At 69.9% G+C, this 14,723-nt stretch carries 15 protein-coding genes; 6 read left to right on the forward strand and 9 right to left on the reverse strand.

Annotated features, from left to right (window positions below):
* Positions 1 to 43: 43 nt before the first annotated feature.
* Positions 44 to 1,405, forward strand: coding sequence for a magnesium transporter (gene mgtE / locus AAG688_RS13715; RefSeq protein ID WP_411832788.1), 1,362 nt, complete (start codon positions 44 to 46; stop codon positions 1,403 to 1,405).
* 179 nt (positions 1,406 to 1,584) lie between these two features.
* Here the strand turns inward: mgtE and AAG688_RS13720 are convergent, their stop codons facing one another.
* Positions 1,585 to 2,382 (reverse strand): hypothetical protein, encoded by a 798-nt coding sequence (locus AAG688_RS13720; RefSeq protein WP_411832789.1) that lies wholly within the window; start codon positions 2,380 to 2,382, stop codon positions 1,585 to 1,587.
* 221 nt (positions 2,383 to 2,603) lie between these two features.
* Here AAG688_RS13720 and AAG688_RS13725 point away from each other — a divergent pair, with 221 nt between their 5' ends.
* Together AAG688_RS13725 and AAG688_RS13730 are read left to right on the forward strand one after the other, a co-directional pair.
* A complete protein-coding gene (locus AAG688_RS13725; protein WP_411832791.1) occupies positions 2,604 to 3,455 on the forward strand; it encodes a prolyl oligopeptidase family serine peptidase in 852 nt (283 codons plus the stop codon).
* A gap of 107 nt (positions 3,456 to 3,562) precedes the next feature.
* On the forward strand, positions 3,563 to 5,185 hold the full coding sequence (locus AAG688_RS13730) for a GGDEF domain-containing protein (RefSeq protein ID WP_411832792.1): 1,623 nt from the start codon (positions 3,563 to 3,565) through the stop codon (positions 5,183 to 5,185).
* 304 nt (positions 5,186 to 5,489) lie between these two features.
* Here AAG688_RS13730 and AAG688_RS13735 read toward each other — a convergent pair whose 3' ends face one another.
* From AAG688_RS13735 to AAG688_RS13755, 5 genes are all read right to left on the reverse strand, one after another.
* Positions 5,490 to 6,434, reverse strand: a complete 945-nt coding sequence (locus tag AAG688_RS13735) for an aspartate carbamoyltransferase catalytic subunit (RefSeq protein WP_411832793.1) — start codon at positions 6,432 to 6,434, stop codon at positions 5,490 to 5,492.
* 46 nt (positions 6,435 to 6,480) lie between these two features.
* Complete coding sequence (gene ruvX, locus AAG688_RS13740) at positions 6,481 to 6,933, reverse strand: Holliday junction resolvase RuvX (RefSeq protein ID WP_411832794.1); 453 nt, start codon at positions 6,931 to 6,933, stop codon at positions 6,481 to 6,483.
* Positions 6,934 to 7,018: 85 nt separating this feature from the next.
* The gene (locus AAG688_RS13745; RefSeq protein WP_411832795.1) at positions 7,019 to 7,585 is read right to left on the reverse strand and encodes a YqgE/AlgH family protein; all 567 of its coding nucleotides are present in this window, start codon (positions 7,583 to 7,585) and stop codon (positions 7,019 to 7,021) included.
* Between the two features lie 154 nt (positions 7,586 to 7,739).
* Complete coding sequence (locus AAG688_RS13750; protein ID WP_411832797.1) at positions 7,740 to 8,870, reverse strand: PilT/PilU family type 4a pilus ATPase; 1,131 nt, start codon at positions 8,868 to 8,870, stop codon at positions 7,740 to 7,742.
* A gap of 125 nt (positions 8,871 to 8,995) precedes the next feature.
* A complete protein-coding gene (locus AAG688_RS13755) occupies positions 8,996 to 10,033 on the reverse strand; it encodes a type IV pilus twitching motility protein PilT (RefSeq protein ID WP_411832798.1) in 1,038 nt (345 codons plus the stop codon).
* A 93-nt stretch (positions 10,034 to 10,126) separates the two neighbouring features.
* Between AAG688_RS13755 and AAG688_RS13760 the strand changes: the two genes are divergently transcribed.
* The 3 genes from AAG688_RS13760 (at position 10,127) to AAG688_RS13770 (ending at position 12,376) form a co-directional block, all read left to right on the forward strand.
* On the forward strand, positions 10,127 to 10,813 hold the full coding sequence (locus AAG688_RS13760; protein WP_411832799.1) for a YggS family pyridoxal phosphate-dependent enzyme: 687 nt from the start codon (positions 10,127 to 10,129) through the stop codon (positions 10,811 to 10,813).
* A 247-nt stretch (positions 10,814 to 11,060) separates the two neighbouring features.
* Positions 11,061 to 11,909: a pyrroline-5-carboxylate reductase gene (proC, locus tag AAG688_RS13765; RefSeq protein ID WP_411832800.1), complete on the forward strand. Its 849-nt coding sequence runs from the start codon at positions 11,061 to 11,063 to the stop codon at positions 11,907 to 11,909.
* 11 nt (positions 11,910 to 11,920) lie between these two features.
* Entirely contained in the window at positions 11,921 to 12,376 is a 456-nt protein-coding gene (locus AAG688_RS13770) for a DUF4426 domain-containing protein (RefSeq protein ID WP_411832801.1), read from the forward strand.
* Positions 12,377 to 12,431: 55 nt separating this feature from the next.
* On the opposite strand, the gene AAG688_RS13775 is transcribed toward AAG688_RS13770, so the two are convergent.
* The 3 genes from AAG688_RS13775 to AAG688_RS13785 all read right to left on the reverse strand — a co-directional run bounded on the left by AAG688_RS13775 (position 12,432) and on the right by AAG688_RS13785 (position 14,721).
* On the reverse strand, positions 12,432 to 13,409 hold the full coding sequence (locus AAG688_RS13775; protein WP_411832802.1) for a PA2778 family cysteine peptidase: 978 nt from the start codon (positions 13,407 to 13,409) through the stop codon (positions 12,432 to 12,434).
* Positions 13,409 to 13,777 (reverse strand): PA2779 family protein, encoded by a 369-nt coding sequence (locus tag AAG688_RS13780; protein ID WP_411832803.1) that lies wholly within the window; start codon positions 13,775 to 13,777, stop codon positions 13,409 to 13,411. Before AAG688_RS13780 ends, AAG688_RS13775 begins: the two co-directional genes overlap by 1 nt.
* 68 nt (positions 13,778 to 13,845) lie before the next feature.
* Positions 13,846 to 14,721, reverse strand: coding sequence for an ABC transporter substrate-binding protein (locus AAG688_RS13785; RefSeq protein WP_411832804.1), 876 nt, complete (start codon positions 14,719 to 14,721; stop codon positions 13,846 to 13,848).
* Positions 14,722 to 14,723: the final 2 nt, after the last annotated feature.

A 14,723-nucleotide genomic window follows, 5' to 3' on the forward strand; every position in this document is an offset into this window, starting at 1 on the left:
CGTCGCGCCGACGCGGTCCGCCACACCGCCACCGGAGACGCGCATGGCCGAAGCCGTCCGCCACGACAAGACCGCGCGCCAGTTGCGCCTGCTGTCCGATGCGCTGGACAGCGGCCGGCTCGGCCCGGTGCGCCGGCTGGTCAATACGCTGGCGCCGGCGGAGATCGGCAACCTGCTCGAATCGCTGCCGCCGGGCAAGCGCGAGGTCGTCTGGGGCCTGGTCGATCCGGAGGACGACGGCGAGGTGCTGGTGCACGTCGGCGACGAGGTGCGCGAGAGCCTGCTGGCCGACATGGATCCGGACGAGATCGTCGCCGCGGTCGAGGATCTCGACATCGACGACCTCGCCGACCTGGTCGAGGACCTGCCCGACACCGTCATCGACGAAGTGCTCAAGTCGATGGACCGCGAGAACCGCGAGCGCCTGGAGCAGGTGCTGTCGTATCCGGAGGACACCGCCGGCCGCCTGATGAACCCGGACGTGGTCACCGTGCGCGCCGACGTCAACGTCGACGTGGTGCTGCGCTACCTGCGCCTGCGCGGCGAACTGCCCGACCACACCGACCACCTGTACGTGGTCAGCCGCCGCCACCAGTACCTGGGCCGGGTGTCGCTGGCCGCGCTGGTCACCCACGACGACGGCACGCCGATCAACCGCCTGGTCGACGACGAACAGCCGGCCATCGACGTCGGCGAAAGCGCCGAGGAAGTGGCGCGGCGGTTCTCCGACCACGACTGGGTGTCGGCGCCGGTGGTGGACGAGAACAACATCCTGCTCGGCCGCATCACCATCGACGACGTGGTCGACATCATCCGCGAGCAGGCCGAGCACCAGGCCCTGGGCGCGGCCGGCCTGGACGAGGACGAGGACCTGTTCTCGCCGGTCCGGCGCGCGGTGCGCGGCCGCGTGGTGTGGCTGGGCATCAACCTGTTCACCGCGTTCCTGGCCGCCGGCGTGATCGGCCAGTTCGAGGCCACCCTGGAGAAGATCGTCGCCTTGGCCGTGCTGATGCCGATCGTGGCCGGCATCGGCGGCAACGCCGCGGTGCAGGTGCTGACGCTGATGGTGCGCGGCCTGGCGCTGGGCCAGGTCGGCGCCAGCAACGCGCGCATCCTGCTGTGGAAGGAACTGCGGGTGGCGCTGATCAACGGCCTGCTGATCGGCGGCATCGTCGGCGTGGTCTCCTTCCTCTGGTTCCGCGACTGGCCGCTGTCGCTGGTGATCGCCGGCGCGCTGATCATCAACTTCTGCGCCGCCGCCAGCGCCGGCGTGCTGCTGCCGTTGACGCTCAAGCGCATGAACATCGATCCGGCCGTCGCCGGCACGGTGGTGGTGACCGCGGTGACCGACGTGATGGGCTTTTTCTGCTTCCTCGGCCTGGCCACGCTGATCCTGCTGCGCTGAGCAACAGAGAAGCAGCGGAGCAAGCTCCGCTCTACAAAGTTCGCGTGTAGAGCCGAGCTTGCTCGGCTGCGTTCGCTGGCCGACCGCGTGCGGGAAGACTCCCCTGCGCCGGAAGAAGAACCCAAAAAAAGCCGGAATCCTCGAAGGATTCCGGCCCGATATGCCCGCGGGCATCCCGATCAGAAGTTGGCGCGGATGCCCAGACGGTAGAAGCGCACGTCCTCGTAGAACTCCGCCTCGCCAACCAGTCCCCAGACCGGGTTGAACCGGTACTGGAAACCGACGTTGCCGACTCCGGAATCGTCGATCAGCAAGTTGTCGTCCAACCGCAGGTAGCCGGCCTTGGCCCACAACTCCAGGCTGGACAGGGGCCTGGCACGAACACCCAGCATCAGCTTGCCGGCATAAAGATGGTCGCCGATGCTCAGGTTGTCCTGGGGATACTCCCTGTCCTCGTAGTCCAGCTCGGCTCCCAGCCTCAGCAGCGACAGTTCGCTGATGAAGTCGGTGCGGGAGGAAAGGGAGATGCTCGTTCCCAGACCGATTTCGGCCTGGTCGATGGTGACCTTCAGTTGTTCGGCATCGGCGCTCCAGCTTTCCGAAACCCGGTCATAACCGCCAAACACATAGAGGTTGTCGGTGACGGCCAGCGAGCCGCGCACGTAACCGCCATTGCTGCTTTCGTCGAGCTCGTACAGATCCACATCCACGCGGGCAGCACCGGCTTCGATATAGGTATAGGACGGTTCCTCGACCTTTTCCCGGCTTGCGGGGGGCGCATACGGCGAGTATTGCTGCACGGGCGGCGGCGGCGCGGCACCATTTTGCGTGGTGTGATCGCTGGTGCCGGCCCCAGTTGCCGTCTGTGCCGCCTTCTGTCGTTCCCACCAGGGCGAGCGCTGCGCGTGCGCATCCTGCATCCAGCCCATCGCCATGAGCACGATGGCGCAGGCGCAGGCGGTCTTGGTCTCCTTCATGTCGTTCGATTCCCCTTTTGTTGTCCGATGTCTGCCAAGGCGAAGATATGTCCCTGATTCCGGAGCCAACATGGCCCACGGCATGGACAGGGACAAAAAAAGCGGGGGCATCATACGCCATCGTCCCGGCCGCATCCGCATGCGGCAGTTCCCTGCGGGCGAGGCAAACGTCCGCGGCTTGTGCGACATTCGCGCATGACGCCAAGCTCCGGGGAGCCCCGATGAATGACGCCACTCCGTCGTCCCGAACCCCTGTCCGCCGCGCGGCGCGCCTGGCGCTGCTGCTGGCCGCATTCCTCGCGCTGCTGCCGGCGGGCTGCCGCATGACCCGGCCCGGCGACGACGGCGGCCGCTTCGTCCAGCGCGAACTGGTCCATGCGGGTATGACCTACCGCTACCAGGTGTTCGTGCCGGCGCGCCGCTTTCGCGGTGGCGCGTTGCCGGTCGTGCTTTTCCTGCACGGCTCGGGCGAGCGCGGCAGCGACGGGGTGCGGCAGACGCAGTCCGGGCTGGGGCCATACCTGCGCACCCATGCTGGCAGCTTCCCGGCGCTGGCGGTGTTCCCGCAATCGCCCGAGGGACGCTCGTGGGACGGCGAGGTCGCAACGATGGCGATGGCGGCGCTGGAAGCGGCCAGCGCGGAGTTCGGCGGCGACCCGGCCCGCACCTACCTCACCGGCCTGTCGCGCGGCGGCTACGGCGTGTTCGAACTGGCGCTGCTGCAACCGCACCGCTTCGCCGCGCTGGTGCCGATCTGCGGCGGCATCACCCCGCCAGGACGACCGGAACTGGCCACGCTGCGGGTGGAAAGCCTGGCGCGCGAGGCGATCGACCCCTACTTTGCGGCGGCGACGCGGTTGTCGCACCTGCCGATCTGGCTGTTCCACGGCGCGCGCGACGAGGTCGTCCCGCCGGCGCAGTCGCGTCGCCTGTACCAGGCGTTCCAGGCCACGGGCGCGGGCGAGGTGCGCTACACCGAATACCCGGAAGCCGGCCACAACGCCTGGGACGCGGCCTACGCCGAGCCGGAACTGTGGTCCTGGCTGCTGGCCCAGCGCCTGCCGCCGCGCTGAAGCGGCCCCGTGCCTCAACTCGCCGCGCGGCCGGCCGATAACCTGTCACCGCCCCTGTCGACGCCCGGAGCCCCGGTCGTGTCCGGGGAGGCTCCAGGAATCCCGCGATGGCCGATACCCCCAAAGAGATCTCCGGTACCTCCCCCGGCGGCCTGCGCCGCTTGTGGTCGCGCGCGCGCAGCACGCCGGCCGCGCCCGCCGTTGTCGAATCCACCCCGCTGGCGGTGGTGCGCCCGGCGACCTCCAACGGCAAGACCCTGGTGCCGGCTTCCGCACCGCCCATCAGCGCCGCCGAACTGTTCGCCCTGTTCGCCCAGGCGCGCGAGCCGGCGACCCTGGCAGCCGCCTTCGCCGCCGGCGTGGCCGGGTTGCCGGGCGAAGTCGGCGACATGGGCCGGCGCCTGCAGACCGCCTGCGCGGCCGCCGACTGGGAGGAATACGGACGCGCCGCACGCCACCTGATCGACAAGTACCTGCGCACCATCCCCGACGAGACGCCGCTGCCGGGTGCCACGCCGCCGGCCGGCGAGGCCGAGCAGCTGCGCGACCTGCTGCACCACACCGTGGCGGTGGCGCTGGAAGCGCTGCTGCAGGACGACCCGCCGATGGCCGAGCAGTCGCACGCGATGGCGCAGTCGATCAAGCAGTGGCAGCCGAACCAGCCGCTGGCGCCGCTGGCGCAGCAGCTCAAGGAGCTGTCGCACGCCATCGGCCAGCGCGCGCGCGAGGCCAGCGACGCCCACGACCTGATGCGCAGCCTGTTCGATCTGCTGCTGGAGAACGTCGGCGAGCTGCTGGAGGACGGCAACTGGCTGCAGGGCCAGATCGCCGCGGTGCGCGACCTGCTGGCCGGCCCGCTGGACCGCGCCTGCCTGGAGCAGACCCGCGCCGGCCTGCGCGAGGTCATCTACAAGCAGGGCCTGCTCAAGCACGGCATCGCCGAATCCAAGGAGGCGATGAAGGAGATGATGGTGACCTTCGTCGATCGCCTCGACGGCATGGCCGCCAGCACCGGCATCTACCACGATCGCATCACCTACCACGCGCAGGCCATCCGCAATGCGCGCAGCGTGGCCGAACTGGGCCGGCGCATGGACGAGATCCTGCTGGACACCACCCAGGTGCAGGAGCAGGCGCTGAACGCGCGCAACAACCTGCTGGAAGCGCGCCAGCAGGTCGAGCTGGCCGAGCAGCGCATCCAGCGGCTGGAGCAGGAATTGCAGGACGTGACCAGCCTGGTGCGCGTGGATCAGCTCACCGGCGCGCTCAACCGGCGCGGCTTCGACGAACTGTTCAAGCGCGAGTCCACCCGCGCGCTGCGCACCGGCCAGCCGTTGTGCCTGCTGCTGCTGGACGTGGACGACTTCCGCGAGATCAACGCCCGCCACGGCCACCTCGGCGGCGACGCCGCGCTGTGCCACCTGGTCAACACCGTCCAGGCCACCCTGCGCGGCAGCGACGCGGTGGCGCGCTTCGGCGGCGAGGAATTCGTCATCCTGATGCCGGATGCACCGTTCCGCGAGGCGCAGGCCACCGCCACGCGGCTGCTGCAGCGCATCTCGCAACGCCCGTTCCTGCACGAAGGCCAGCGCATCTCGATCACCTTCAGCGCCGGCGTCGCCTGCTGGCGCCCGGGCGAACCGCAGGACGCGCTGATCGAACGGGCCGACAAGGCGATGTACCAGGCCAAGAGCGCCGGCAAGAACCGCATCGTCGCGGCGTTGGAGTGATCTGCGCGGAAAGCGAGTGGGAGCCTGTGCCGGCATTCCGGTAGCGAAAACCCCGTATCTGTGGGAGCGACGTCAGTCGCGACGAGGCTTTACCGATGGCCCGTCGCGACTGACGTCGCTCCCACCGGCAGAACCGGTTTGCCGGGGGCGCAGGCGGGAAATCCGTGTCCCGGGCTTTCAACAGGGCGAAGTCGCTGGGTTCCCGCCTGCGCAGGATGACGATGCTTGATGGATTCCCAAGCCGTCATTCCAGCGCTCGCACCGTCCCCTTGCCGCAACCCGGCGAAAGGCCCGATCGAAGCGCTTACCCCAGCAACGCCTCCAGCACCGCCATCCGGATGGCCACGCCGTTGCTGACCTGGCGCAGCACCAGCGACTGCGGGCCGTCGGCGACCTCGTCGGTGATCTCCACGCCGCGGTTGATCGGGCCGGGATGCAGCACCACCGCATCGGCGGCGGCGCGCGCCAGCCGCTGCGCGGTCAGGCCATAGTCGCGGTGGTAGTCGTCCAGCGAAGACACCAGTCCCTCTTCCATCCGCTCGCGCTGCAGGCGCAGCATCATCACCGCGTCCACGCCTTCCAGCAGCGCGTCGAAATCCTCGCCGACCACGCAGCCGTCCAGCGTGGCGTCGTCCGGCAGCAGGCTGCGCGGGCCGCAGACGCGGATCTCGCCGGCGCCCAGCGTGCGCAGCGCGTGCAGGTCGGTGCGCGCCACCCGCGAGTGCGCCACGTCGCCGACCATCAGCACCTTCAGCCGGGAGAAGTCCGCGCCCTTGGCCTGGCGCAGCGTCAGCATGTCCAGCAGGCCCTGGGTGGGATGCGCGCTGCGCCCGTCGCCGGCGTTGACCAGCGCCGTGCCCTCGCCCGCCGCCTCGGCCAGCGCGGCCACCGCGCCGTCGTCGGAATGGCGCACGACGAAGCCGCGCACGCCCATCGCCTCCAGGTTCTTCAGCGTGTCGCGCGCGGTCTCGCCCTTGCGCGTGGACGAGGTGGAGGCGTCGAAGTTCAGCACGTCAGCGCACAGGCGTTGCGCGGCGATCTGGAAGGAACTGCGCGTGCGCGTGGACGGCTCGAAGAACAGCGTGCAGATCGTGGTGCCGTCGAGCGAGTTGCGGCGCTGGGTGCGCCCCAGCGCGGTGTCGCGGATCTGCCCGGCGCGGTCGAGCAGCCGGCAGATGATCTCGCGCGGCAGGTTCTCCAGGGTCAGCAGGTGGCGCAGGCGTCCGTCGGAATCGAGTTGCTCGGTCATGGGCGGTCAGGCATCGGGGAAGTAGGTTCGGAAGGAGCCGCGCGCATCACGCCACCACCGCGGTGGCGTCCTGCGGCGCGGCCAGCCAGCGCTCGATGATGACCGCGGCGGCGACCGCGTCCAGCGCGGCGGCGTCGCGGCGGCGCTTGCGCCCCTCGGCGCGATCCAGCGCGAAGCGCTGCGCCGCCTCGATCGAGCTGGCGCGCTCGTCCACAAGCACCACCGGCAGCTTGTAGCGCAGGTGCAGCTCGCGGGCGAAGGCGTGGGCGCGCTTGCGGATCGGCTGATCGCCGCCGTCCAGCGTCATCGGATCGCCGACGACGATGCCGTCGGGCTTCCACTCGGCGTGCAGGCGGTCGATGGCCGCCCAGTCCGGGCCTTGCGCGTGCACGTCGATCACCGCCAGCGCGCGCGCGCCGACGCCGAACGCGCTGCCCACCGCCACGCCGATGCGGCGCGCGCCCACGTCGAAACCCAGCACGGTACCGTCAAGCTTCATCCTCCGCCTCCCTGCCGTGGCGCAGGCATCGCTGGCGTCGCGCCGCGGCCGCGGTTCCCGCTGGACGGCGTCGGCGCGCGAGCGGTCATGCGTGGCCGCTGTAGTCGGTGAGCCGGTTCATGTCCACGCCGATGCGACTGCCGGCGGCGTGCCAGCGCTCGGGCAGCGGGACGTCGAAGATCAGTTCGGCATCGGCCGGCACGGTCAGCCAGCTGTTCTCGGCCAGCTCGAATTCCAGTTGCCCGGCGCCCCAGCCGGCGCAGCCGAGCGCGACGATGGCGTTGTCCGGGCCTTCGCCGCGTGCCATCGCCTCGAGGATGTCGCGCGAGGTGGTCAGGTACAGGCCCTGCGCCACTTCCAGCCGCGAGTCCCATTCGCGCCCGTCGTCGTGCAGCACGAAGCCGCGCTCCGGATGCACCGGCCCGCCGGCCAGCACCACGCGCTCGCGCAGCGCCTCGTCGTCGGTGTCCAGCTGCATCTGCGAGAGCACCTCGCCCAGCGTGTACTCGGACGGCCGGTTGATGACCACGCCCATCGCCCCGTCCTCGTCGTGCTGGCAGATCAGCGCCACGGTGCGGGCGAAATTGGGATCATCCAGCGCGGGCAGCGCGATGATCAGCTGGTTGGCCAGGGGCAGGGCGAGATTGGACATGGCGGCATTCTATCGCGGCGGCGCGGGCCGGGCGGCATGCGTCGCCACCGCGGCCATGCCCCGAGCCACCCCGTTCACGCCCCGTACCACGATACGGATACGGGACCCTTCACCCATGCGCGGATGCGCCGCACTGGAACGACGATGACGCGCCTCAGCGCACCTCGGCCACTTCCACCCCATCCAGCCCCTGCGCCAGCGTGCTGGCGTTGCCGCCCTGGGCGAGCTTGATGCGCAGGCGCACCTCGTTCTGGGAGTCGGCGTAGCGCAGGGCGTCCTCGTAGGAGATCTCGCCGGCCTGGTACAGCTCGAACAGGCTCTGGTCGAAGGTCTTCATGCCGAGGTTGGTGGATTCCTTCATCACTTCCTTCAGCTTGTGGATCTCGCCCTCGCGGATGTAGTCCTGGATCAGCGGGGTGCCGAGCATGATTTCCATCGCCACGCGGCGGCCCTTGCCGTCCGGGGTGGGGATCAGCTGCTGGGCGACCACGCCCTTGAGGTTGAGCGAGAGGTCCATCAGCAGCTGGCTGCGGCGGTCCTCGGGGAAGAAGTTGATGATGCGGTCCATCGCCTGGTTGGCGTTGTTGGCGTGCAGGGTGCACAGCACCAGGTGGCCGGTCTCGGCGAAGGCGATGGCGTGGTCCATGCCCTCGCGGGTGCGCACCTCGCCGATCATGATGACGTCGGGGGCCTGGCGCAGGGTGTTCTTCAGCGCGTTCTCCCAGGTGTCGGTGTCGATGCCGACCTCGCGCTGGGTGATGATGCAGCCCTCGTGCTTGTGCACGAACTCGATCGGGTCCTCGATGGTGATGATGTGGCCGGTCGAGTTCTGGTTGCGGTAGCCGATCATCGCCGCCAGCGAGGTGGACTTGCCGGTGCCGGTGGCGCCGACGAAGATGATGATGCCGCGCTTGGTCATCGCCAGCGTCTTGATCACCGGCGGCAGGTTCAGCTCCTCGATGGTCGGGATGCGCGTCTCGATGCGGCGCAGGACCATGCCGACCTGGTTGCGCTGGTAGAAGCACGACACGCGGAAGCGGCCCACCCCGGCCACGCCGATGGCGAAGTTGCACTCATGGGTCTTCTCGAACTCCTCGCGCTGCGCCGGCGTCATCACGTTGAGCACCAGGTCGCGCGACTGCTGCGAGGTCAACGGCGTCTGCGTGATCGGCGAGATCTTGCCGTGCACCTTGATCGACGGCGGCATGCCGGCGGTGATGAACAGGTCCGACGCCTTCTGGTGCGCCATCAGCTTGAGGAAGGAGGTGAAATCTATGGTGCTCATGGTGTGCTCCTTCGGAGCCGAGAATGGGGAATCGTGAATGGGGAATCGTCAAAAGCCGGCTTCGGAAAGGATGGCAATCGTCATGGCCTCAACCATTCCCGATTCCCCATTCCCGATTCCCGGCTTCACTCGAACAACCGCTTGTCCTTGGCGTATTCCTTGGCCTGCTGGCGGGTGACCAGGGCGCGCTTGACCAGGTCCTGCAGGTGCTGGTCCAGGGTCATCATGCCGTTCTGCTGGCCGGTCTGGATGGCCGAGTACATCTGCGCGACCTTGTCCTCGCGGATCAGGTTGCGGATGGCCGGGGTGCCGACCATGATTTCCCAGGCCGCGGTGCGGCCGCCGCCGATCTTCTTCAGCAGGGCCTGCGAGATCACCGCGCGCAGCGATTCGGACAGCATCGAGCGCACCATCGGCTTCTCGCCGGCCGGGAACACGTCGATCACGCGGTCGATGGTCTTGGCCGCCGAGCTGGTATGCAGGGTGGCGAACACCAGGTGGCCGGTCTCGGCGGCGGTCAGCGCCAGGCGGATGGTCTCCAGGTCGCGCAGCTCGCCAACCAGGATGTAGTCCGGATCCTCGCGCAGCGCCGAGCGCAGCGCCTCGTTGAAGCCGTGAGTGTCGCGGTGGACCTCGCGCTGGTTGATCAGGCACTTCTGCGAAGTGTGCACGAACTCGATCGGATCCTCGACGCTGAGGATGTGGCCGTATTCGTTCTTGTTGATGTGGTCGATCATCGCCGCCAGCGTGGTCGACTTGCCCGAGCCGGTCGGGCCGGTGACCAGGATCAGGCCCTGCGGCTGTGCGATGAGTTCGCGGAACAGCGGCGGGCAACCCAGGTCCTCCAGGGTCAGCACCTCGGAGGGAATGGTGCGGAACACCGCGCCGGCGCCACGGTTCTGGTTGAAGGCGTTGACGCGGAAGCGCGCCAGCGACGGGATCTCGAACGAGAAGTCGACCTCGAGGAACTCCTCGTAGTCGCGCCGCTGCTTGTCCGACATGATGTCGTAGACCAGCGCATGGACCTGCTTGTGGTCCAGCGCCGGGATGTTGATGCGGCGCACGTCGCCGTCCACCCGGATCATCGGCGGCAGGCCGGCCGACAGGTGCAGGTCCGAGGCTTTGTTCTTGACCGAGAACGCCAGAAGTTCGGCGATATCCATGACGCTGCTTCCCCTAAGTGCTGCGAAACTGGAACGATACATCCCCGAAAGGCAGTATAGCCATCCCGCCGCCACCGCCAACGGCCGCACCGGATGCTCGCCGAGAACCTCAGCCAGACCCTGCAACGTCTTGAGAACGCCGCCGTCGCCGCCGGGCGGCCAGCGCCGCGGCTGCTGGCCGTGTCCAAGACCCATCCAGCCGGCGCCGTCGCCGGATTGGCGGCGGCCGGGCAGCGCGCCTTCGGCGAGAATTATGTGCAGGAAGCGGCCGGCAAGGTCCGTGACCTGGTCGCGCTTTCGCTGGAATGGCACCTGATCGGCCACCTGCAATCCAACAAGGCGGCGCAGGCGGCGCAGCTGTTCGACTGGGTGCAGACGGTGGACCGGCCCAAGCTGGTCGAGGCGCTGGCGCGCCACCGCGATCCGGCGCGCGCGCCGCTGAACGTGCTGATCCAGGTCAACATCGACGACGAGGGCAGCAAGCACGGCTGCCGCCCGGAGGACGTGCCGGCGCTGGCCGCCCTGGTCGCCGCGCAGCCGCGGCTGGCGTTGCGCGGACTGATGGCCATCCCCGCGCCGCACGAGGACATGGCGCTGCGCCGCGATGCGTTCCGGCGCATGCGCGCGCTGTACGAGGACCTGGCCGCGCGCCATGCCGGCATCGACACGCTGTCGATGGGCATGAGCGAGGATCATGCGCTGGCGGTGGCCGAAGGGGCGACGATGGTGCGGGTGGGAACCGCGCTGTTCGGGCCGCGAGCCTCGGGCATGTCTCCTTAGCTTGTCGTAGAGCCGAGCTTGCTCGGCTGCGCCGGTTCCGGAGCCGAGAGCAGCGGAGCAACCTCCGCTCTACAAGAGGGAGCGTTTGTAGAGCCGGGCTTGATCGGCTACGTCGGTTCCGGAGTCGGGAGCAGCGGAGCAAGCTCCGCTCTACAGGGGGGTTTGTAGAGCCGGGCTTGCTCGGCTCGGGCGGGAGTTCGCCAAACCGTAATACCATTCCACGACTTTTCCCCGCGTCCGTCCGCCCATGCCCGCTTCCCGTTCCCCGTTTCCCTTGCCCGATGCGTCGATCGCCTTCATCGGCGGCGGCAACATGGCGCGCAGCCTGATCGGCGGGCTGGTCGGGCGCGGCGTCGAGGCGTCACGCATCCGCGTGGCCGAGCCGGTGCAGGCGCTGCGCGAGGCGCTGGCGCAGGACTTCGGCGTGCAGGTGTTCGCCGAAGCCGCGCAGGCCGCCGACGGCGCCGAGCTGTGGATGCTGGCGGTCAAGCCGCAGGTGATGCGCGAGGTCTGCGCGTCGCTGGCGGAAACCGCCGCGCGGCAGCCGCCGCTGGTGGTGTCGATCGCCGCCGGCATCACCTCGGCGCAGTTGCAGCGCTGGCTGGGCGGCGCGTTGCCGGTGGTGCGCGCGATGCCCAACACCCCGGCGCTGCTCGGTGCCGGCGTCACCGGCCTGTACGCGGCCGCGCAGGTCGATGCGCGCGGGCGCGAGCGCGCCGAGGCGCTGCTGTCGGCGGCCGGCCCGACCGTCTGGGTGGACGAGGAGGCGCTGATCGACGCGGTGACCGCGGTTTCCGGCAGCGGCCCGGCCTACGTGTTCCTGCTGGCCGAGGCGATGGAAGCGGCCGGCATCGCCCAGGGCCTGCCGGCCGAAGCGGCGCGCACGCTGGTCCGGCAGACGCTGCTGGGCGCGGCGCGCATGCTGATCGAAGGCGGCGAAGCCCCGGCCGAACTGCGCCGCCGGGTGACCTCGCCGAACGGCACCACCCAGGCCGCCATCGAGACCTTCCAGGCCGGCGGCTTCGAGGCGCTGGTCGATCGCGCCATCGCCGCCGCCACCGAACGCGGCCGGCAGTTGTCGGCCGCCAACGATTGAGATCCCTGCCGATGCAACGTTTCCTTTCGCCCGCCCTGCTCCTGCTCTCGCTGGCCGCCTGCTCCGGCGGCGACCGGCCACGCGCGGCCGCGTTCGTGCCGCCGGCGCTGGCCGAAAGCGACTTCGGCGATCTGCGCGTGCGCTACAACGCGCTGCCGACGCTGGCGCTGAACCAGGCGGTGGCCGACCAGTACGGCGTCAAGCGCGACGCGCGCAACGCGCTGGTGGTGGTGGCGCTGCGCCAGCTGCGCGACGGCGAGGAAAGCAGCGCCGATGGCGAGGTGGAACTGCACGCCGTGGACCTGGCCGGCGCGCGCCAGCAGGTCGCGCTGCGCGCGGTGCGCAGCGGCGACTACACCGATCACATCGGCGTGGTGCGCGTTTCCGCGCACGACAGCTATCGCTTCGAGGCGCGCATCAAGGCGGGCGAGCGCCGCGAGACGGTGAAGTTCCAGCGCAACTTCTGATTCCTTCAGAGCGCGCGGCAGCCGCCACAAACGGGCCTGCGGCTCTTATTTTTCGCTACCGCAGCGGCAGCGCCAGCGTTTCACACGCGACGGTGCGCCCCGGCTGCATCGCCATCACTTCCTCGCGGGTGCGGCGCAACTGCTCGCGCCAGCGCGAGGGTGGCTCGCCGATCGCGTCCAGCGCGGCCAGCGCCTGCTCGCGGCAGCCCAGTTCGCCCATCGTGCTGGCGTAGTTGTTGGCCAGCACCGGATCGGCCGGGGCCAGCGCCAGTCCATCGCGGTAGTGCGTCGCCGCACCCGCCCGATCGCCGGCCGCATGGGCCTGGTTGCCCAGCGCCATCGGCACGCGCGCATCCTGCGGCCAGCGCTGGCGCGCGGCGGCGTAGGCGGGGCGCGCTGCCTCGGCGCCGGCCACCGCCTCGAAATCGGCCACCGCCGACAGGTAGGTCGTGGCGTCGGCGCGCGCCGGCAGTTCGCCCGGGCGCAGCGTCACCAGTCCCCAGCGCCCGCCCCAGTCCCAGGTGCGCAGGAAGGTGGGCGCGCGCATGCGCAGGCCGCGCCTGTCGCCGCTGTTCAGCACCACCCGGTTGCGCGCCGCGTCGGCCCCGACCACCACCGCGTAGTGCCAGCGCGGCACGGTGCGCACCCACAGGTTCTGCAACACCAGCACCGGGCGGCCGGCCTGCAGTTCGGCGAACAGCGCCTCGGGGTCGCGCGCGATGGGATACGGGATGCGGCCGGCGCGGCGGGTCGCGGCGATCAGCTCGACTTGCAGGCTGCCGCGCCGACCCGGCAGGTAGACCTGCGGCGCCAGCGCCTCGGGCGTGACCGCCGCGCCGCTGGCGCCCAGCACGGTGGCCAGCGCGGCGGGGCCGCACTGGTACTCGGTCTGCGGGTGGAAGGGCACCTGCTGCTGCAGGTCGATGCCGCCGGCAGGCGCCAGCGGCGGAACGCGCAGTGGGGGATTGATGGCGCAGCCGCTCACCGCCCCGGCGGCCAGCAGCGCCGCCAGGCGATAGGCGACGCGCTTCATCACACCTTGCTGAAGATATTGGTGACGCCGACCAGTTCGAGGATCAGCAGCACGACGAACACCACGCCGATCACCGCCAGGATGCCGCCGGCCTGCAGCTGATCGATCTCGCCCTGCAACTGCATCAGTTCGGCGTCGCTGAGCGAGGCGATGCGCGCGTCCACGTCGAGCGGATTGACGCCGAGCTGCTGCATCGCCTGGCGGACGTCGTCGCGCGCCAGCGCGGTGCGCACTTCCTGCTCGGTGGCCGAGCGGACTTCCGCCGACAGCGCCTGCTGGGTGGTGATGACGCCGGCGTAGGCCTGGGTGCAGGTGCCGGAAACGAGGGCGACGGCGAGCAGGGGCGCAAGGACGAACCTGAGGAACATGGCGGGGCTCCGGGTGGGTGAACGGCGTAGGTATGCCATACGGGCCTGCGCTTGTCGATGAAGGCCCTTCACATTTCCCGAAAGGCCCAGGCGCGCACGACGGCATGGATGGCCTTGACGCCGTCGGTCAGCGCCGCCGGGCCGGGCTGCAGGATCAGCGGCGACTTGATCTCGTGCAATTCGCCGTCGCGCACGGCCGGGATGGCGTGCCAGCCGGGACGCGCGGCCACCCGCTCGGGACGGAACTTCTTGCCGCACCACGAGCCGAGGATGATGTCCGGCTCGCGCGCGATCACCGGATCGCCGTCGGCGAGGATGCGCGCCTTCGCCAGCGGCTCGGCCGACAGTTCGGGGAACACGTCGTCGCCGCCGGCGATGCGCACCAGTTCGGCCACCCACTGGATGCCGGTGATGATCGGTTCGTCCCATTCCTCGAAGTACACCCGCGGCCGCGCCGGCAGCCGCGCGGCGGCCGCTTCGACGTCGTCCAGCCCGCGCCGCAGTTCGTCGGCATAGGCGTTGGCCCGCGCGGCCGCGCCGACCAGCGCGCCGAGCCGGCGCACGTAGTCGACGATGCCCTCGACGCTGCGATGGTTGGCGATCCACACCTCGACGCCGCGGCGCACCAGTTCGGCGGCGATGTCGGCCTGGATGTCGGAAAAGCCGATCGCAAGATCCGGCTTGAGCTTGAGGATCTCGTCGACTTTGGCGCTGGTGAACGCGCTGACCTTGGGCTTCTCTCGCCGCGCCTGCGGCGGGCGCACGGTGAAGCCGCTGATGCCGACGATGCGATCCTGCTCGCCGAGCGCGTACAGCGTCTCGGTCGGCTCCTCGGTCAGGCAGACGATGCGTTGCGGTCCTCTCTGGAGCCGGGAATGGGGAATGGAGAATGGGGAATCGGAGGCACCCGCACCAGGTGCTGCGGACGATTCCCCATTCCCCATTC

The organism is Pseudoxanthomonas mexicana (assembly GCF_046736355.1).
Classification (GTDB): domain Bacteria; phylum Pseudomonadota; class Gammaproteobacteria; order Xanthomonadales; family Xanthomonadaceae; genus Pseudoxanthomonas_A; species Pseudoxanthomonas_A mexicana_B.

Bases quoted from the DNA above. Each gene is read 5' to 3' on its own strand.
- mgtE (WP_411832788.1), top strand. From the start codon at position 44: ATGGCCGAAGCCGTCCGCCACGACAAGACCGCGCGCCAGTTGCGCCTG.
- AAG688_RS13745 (WP_411832795.1), bottom strand. From the start codon at position 7,585: ATGTCCAATCTCGCCCTGCCCCTGGCCAACCAGCTGATCATCGCGCTG.
- AAG688_RS13780 (WP_411832803.1), bottom strand. From the start codon at position 13,777: ATGTTCCTCAGGTTCGTCCTTGCGCCCCTGCTCGCCGTCGCCCTCGTT.
- AAG688_RS13755 (WP_411832798.1), bottom strand. From the start codon at position 10,033: ATGGATATCGCCGAACTTCTGGCGTTCTCGGTCAAGAACAAAGCCTCG.
- AAG688_RS13785 (WP_411832804.1), bottom strand. From the start codon at position 14,721: ATGGGGAATGGGGAATCGTCCGCAGCACCTGGTGCGGGTGCCTCCGAT.
- AAG688_RS13770 (WP_411832801.1), top strand. From the start codon at position 11,921: ATGCAACGTTTCCTTTCGCCCGCCCTGCTCCTGCTCTCGCTGGCCGCC.
- AAG688_RS13720 (WP_411832789.1), bottom strand. From the start codon at position 2,382: ATGAAGGAGACCAAGACCGCCTGCGCCTGCGCCATCGTGCTCATGGCG.
- AAG688_RS13725 (WP_411832791.1), top strand. From the start codon at position 2,604: ATGAATGACGCCACTCCGTCGTCCCGAACCCCTGTCCGCCGCGCGGCG.
- proC (WP_411832800.1), top strand. From the start codon at position 11,061: ATGCCCGCTTCCCGTTCCCCGTTTCCCTTGCCCGATGCGTCGATCGCC.
- ruvX (WP_411832794.1), bottom strand. From the start codon at position 6,933: ATGAAGCTTGACGGTACCGTGCTGGGTTTCGACGTGGGCGCGCGCCGC.
- AAG688_RS13750 (WP_411832797.1), bottom strand. From the start codon at position 8,870: ATGAGCACCATAGATTTCACCTCCTTCCTCAAGCTGATGGCGCACCAG.
- AAG688_RS13760 (WP_411832799.1), top strand. From the start codon at position 10,127: ATGCTCGCCGAGAACCTCAGCCAGACCCTGCAACGTCTTGAGAACGCC.
- AAG688_RS13730 (WP_411832792.1), top strand. From the start codon at position 3,563: ATGGCCGATACCCCCAAAGAGATCTCCGGTACCTCCCCCGGCGGCCTG.
- AAG688_RS13775 (WP_411832802.1), bottom strand. From the start codon at position 13,409: ATGAAGCGCGTCGCCTATCGCCTGGCGGCGCTGCTGGCCGCCGGGGCG.
- AAG688_RS13735 (WP_411832793.1), bottom strand. From the start codon at position 6,434: ATGACCGAGCAACTCGATTCCGACGGACGCCTGCGCCACCTGCTGACC.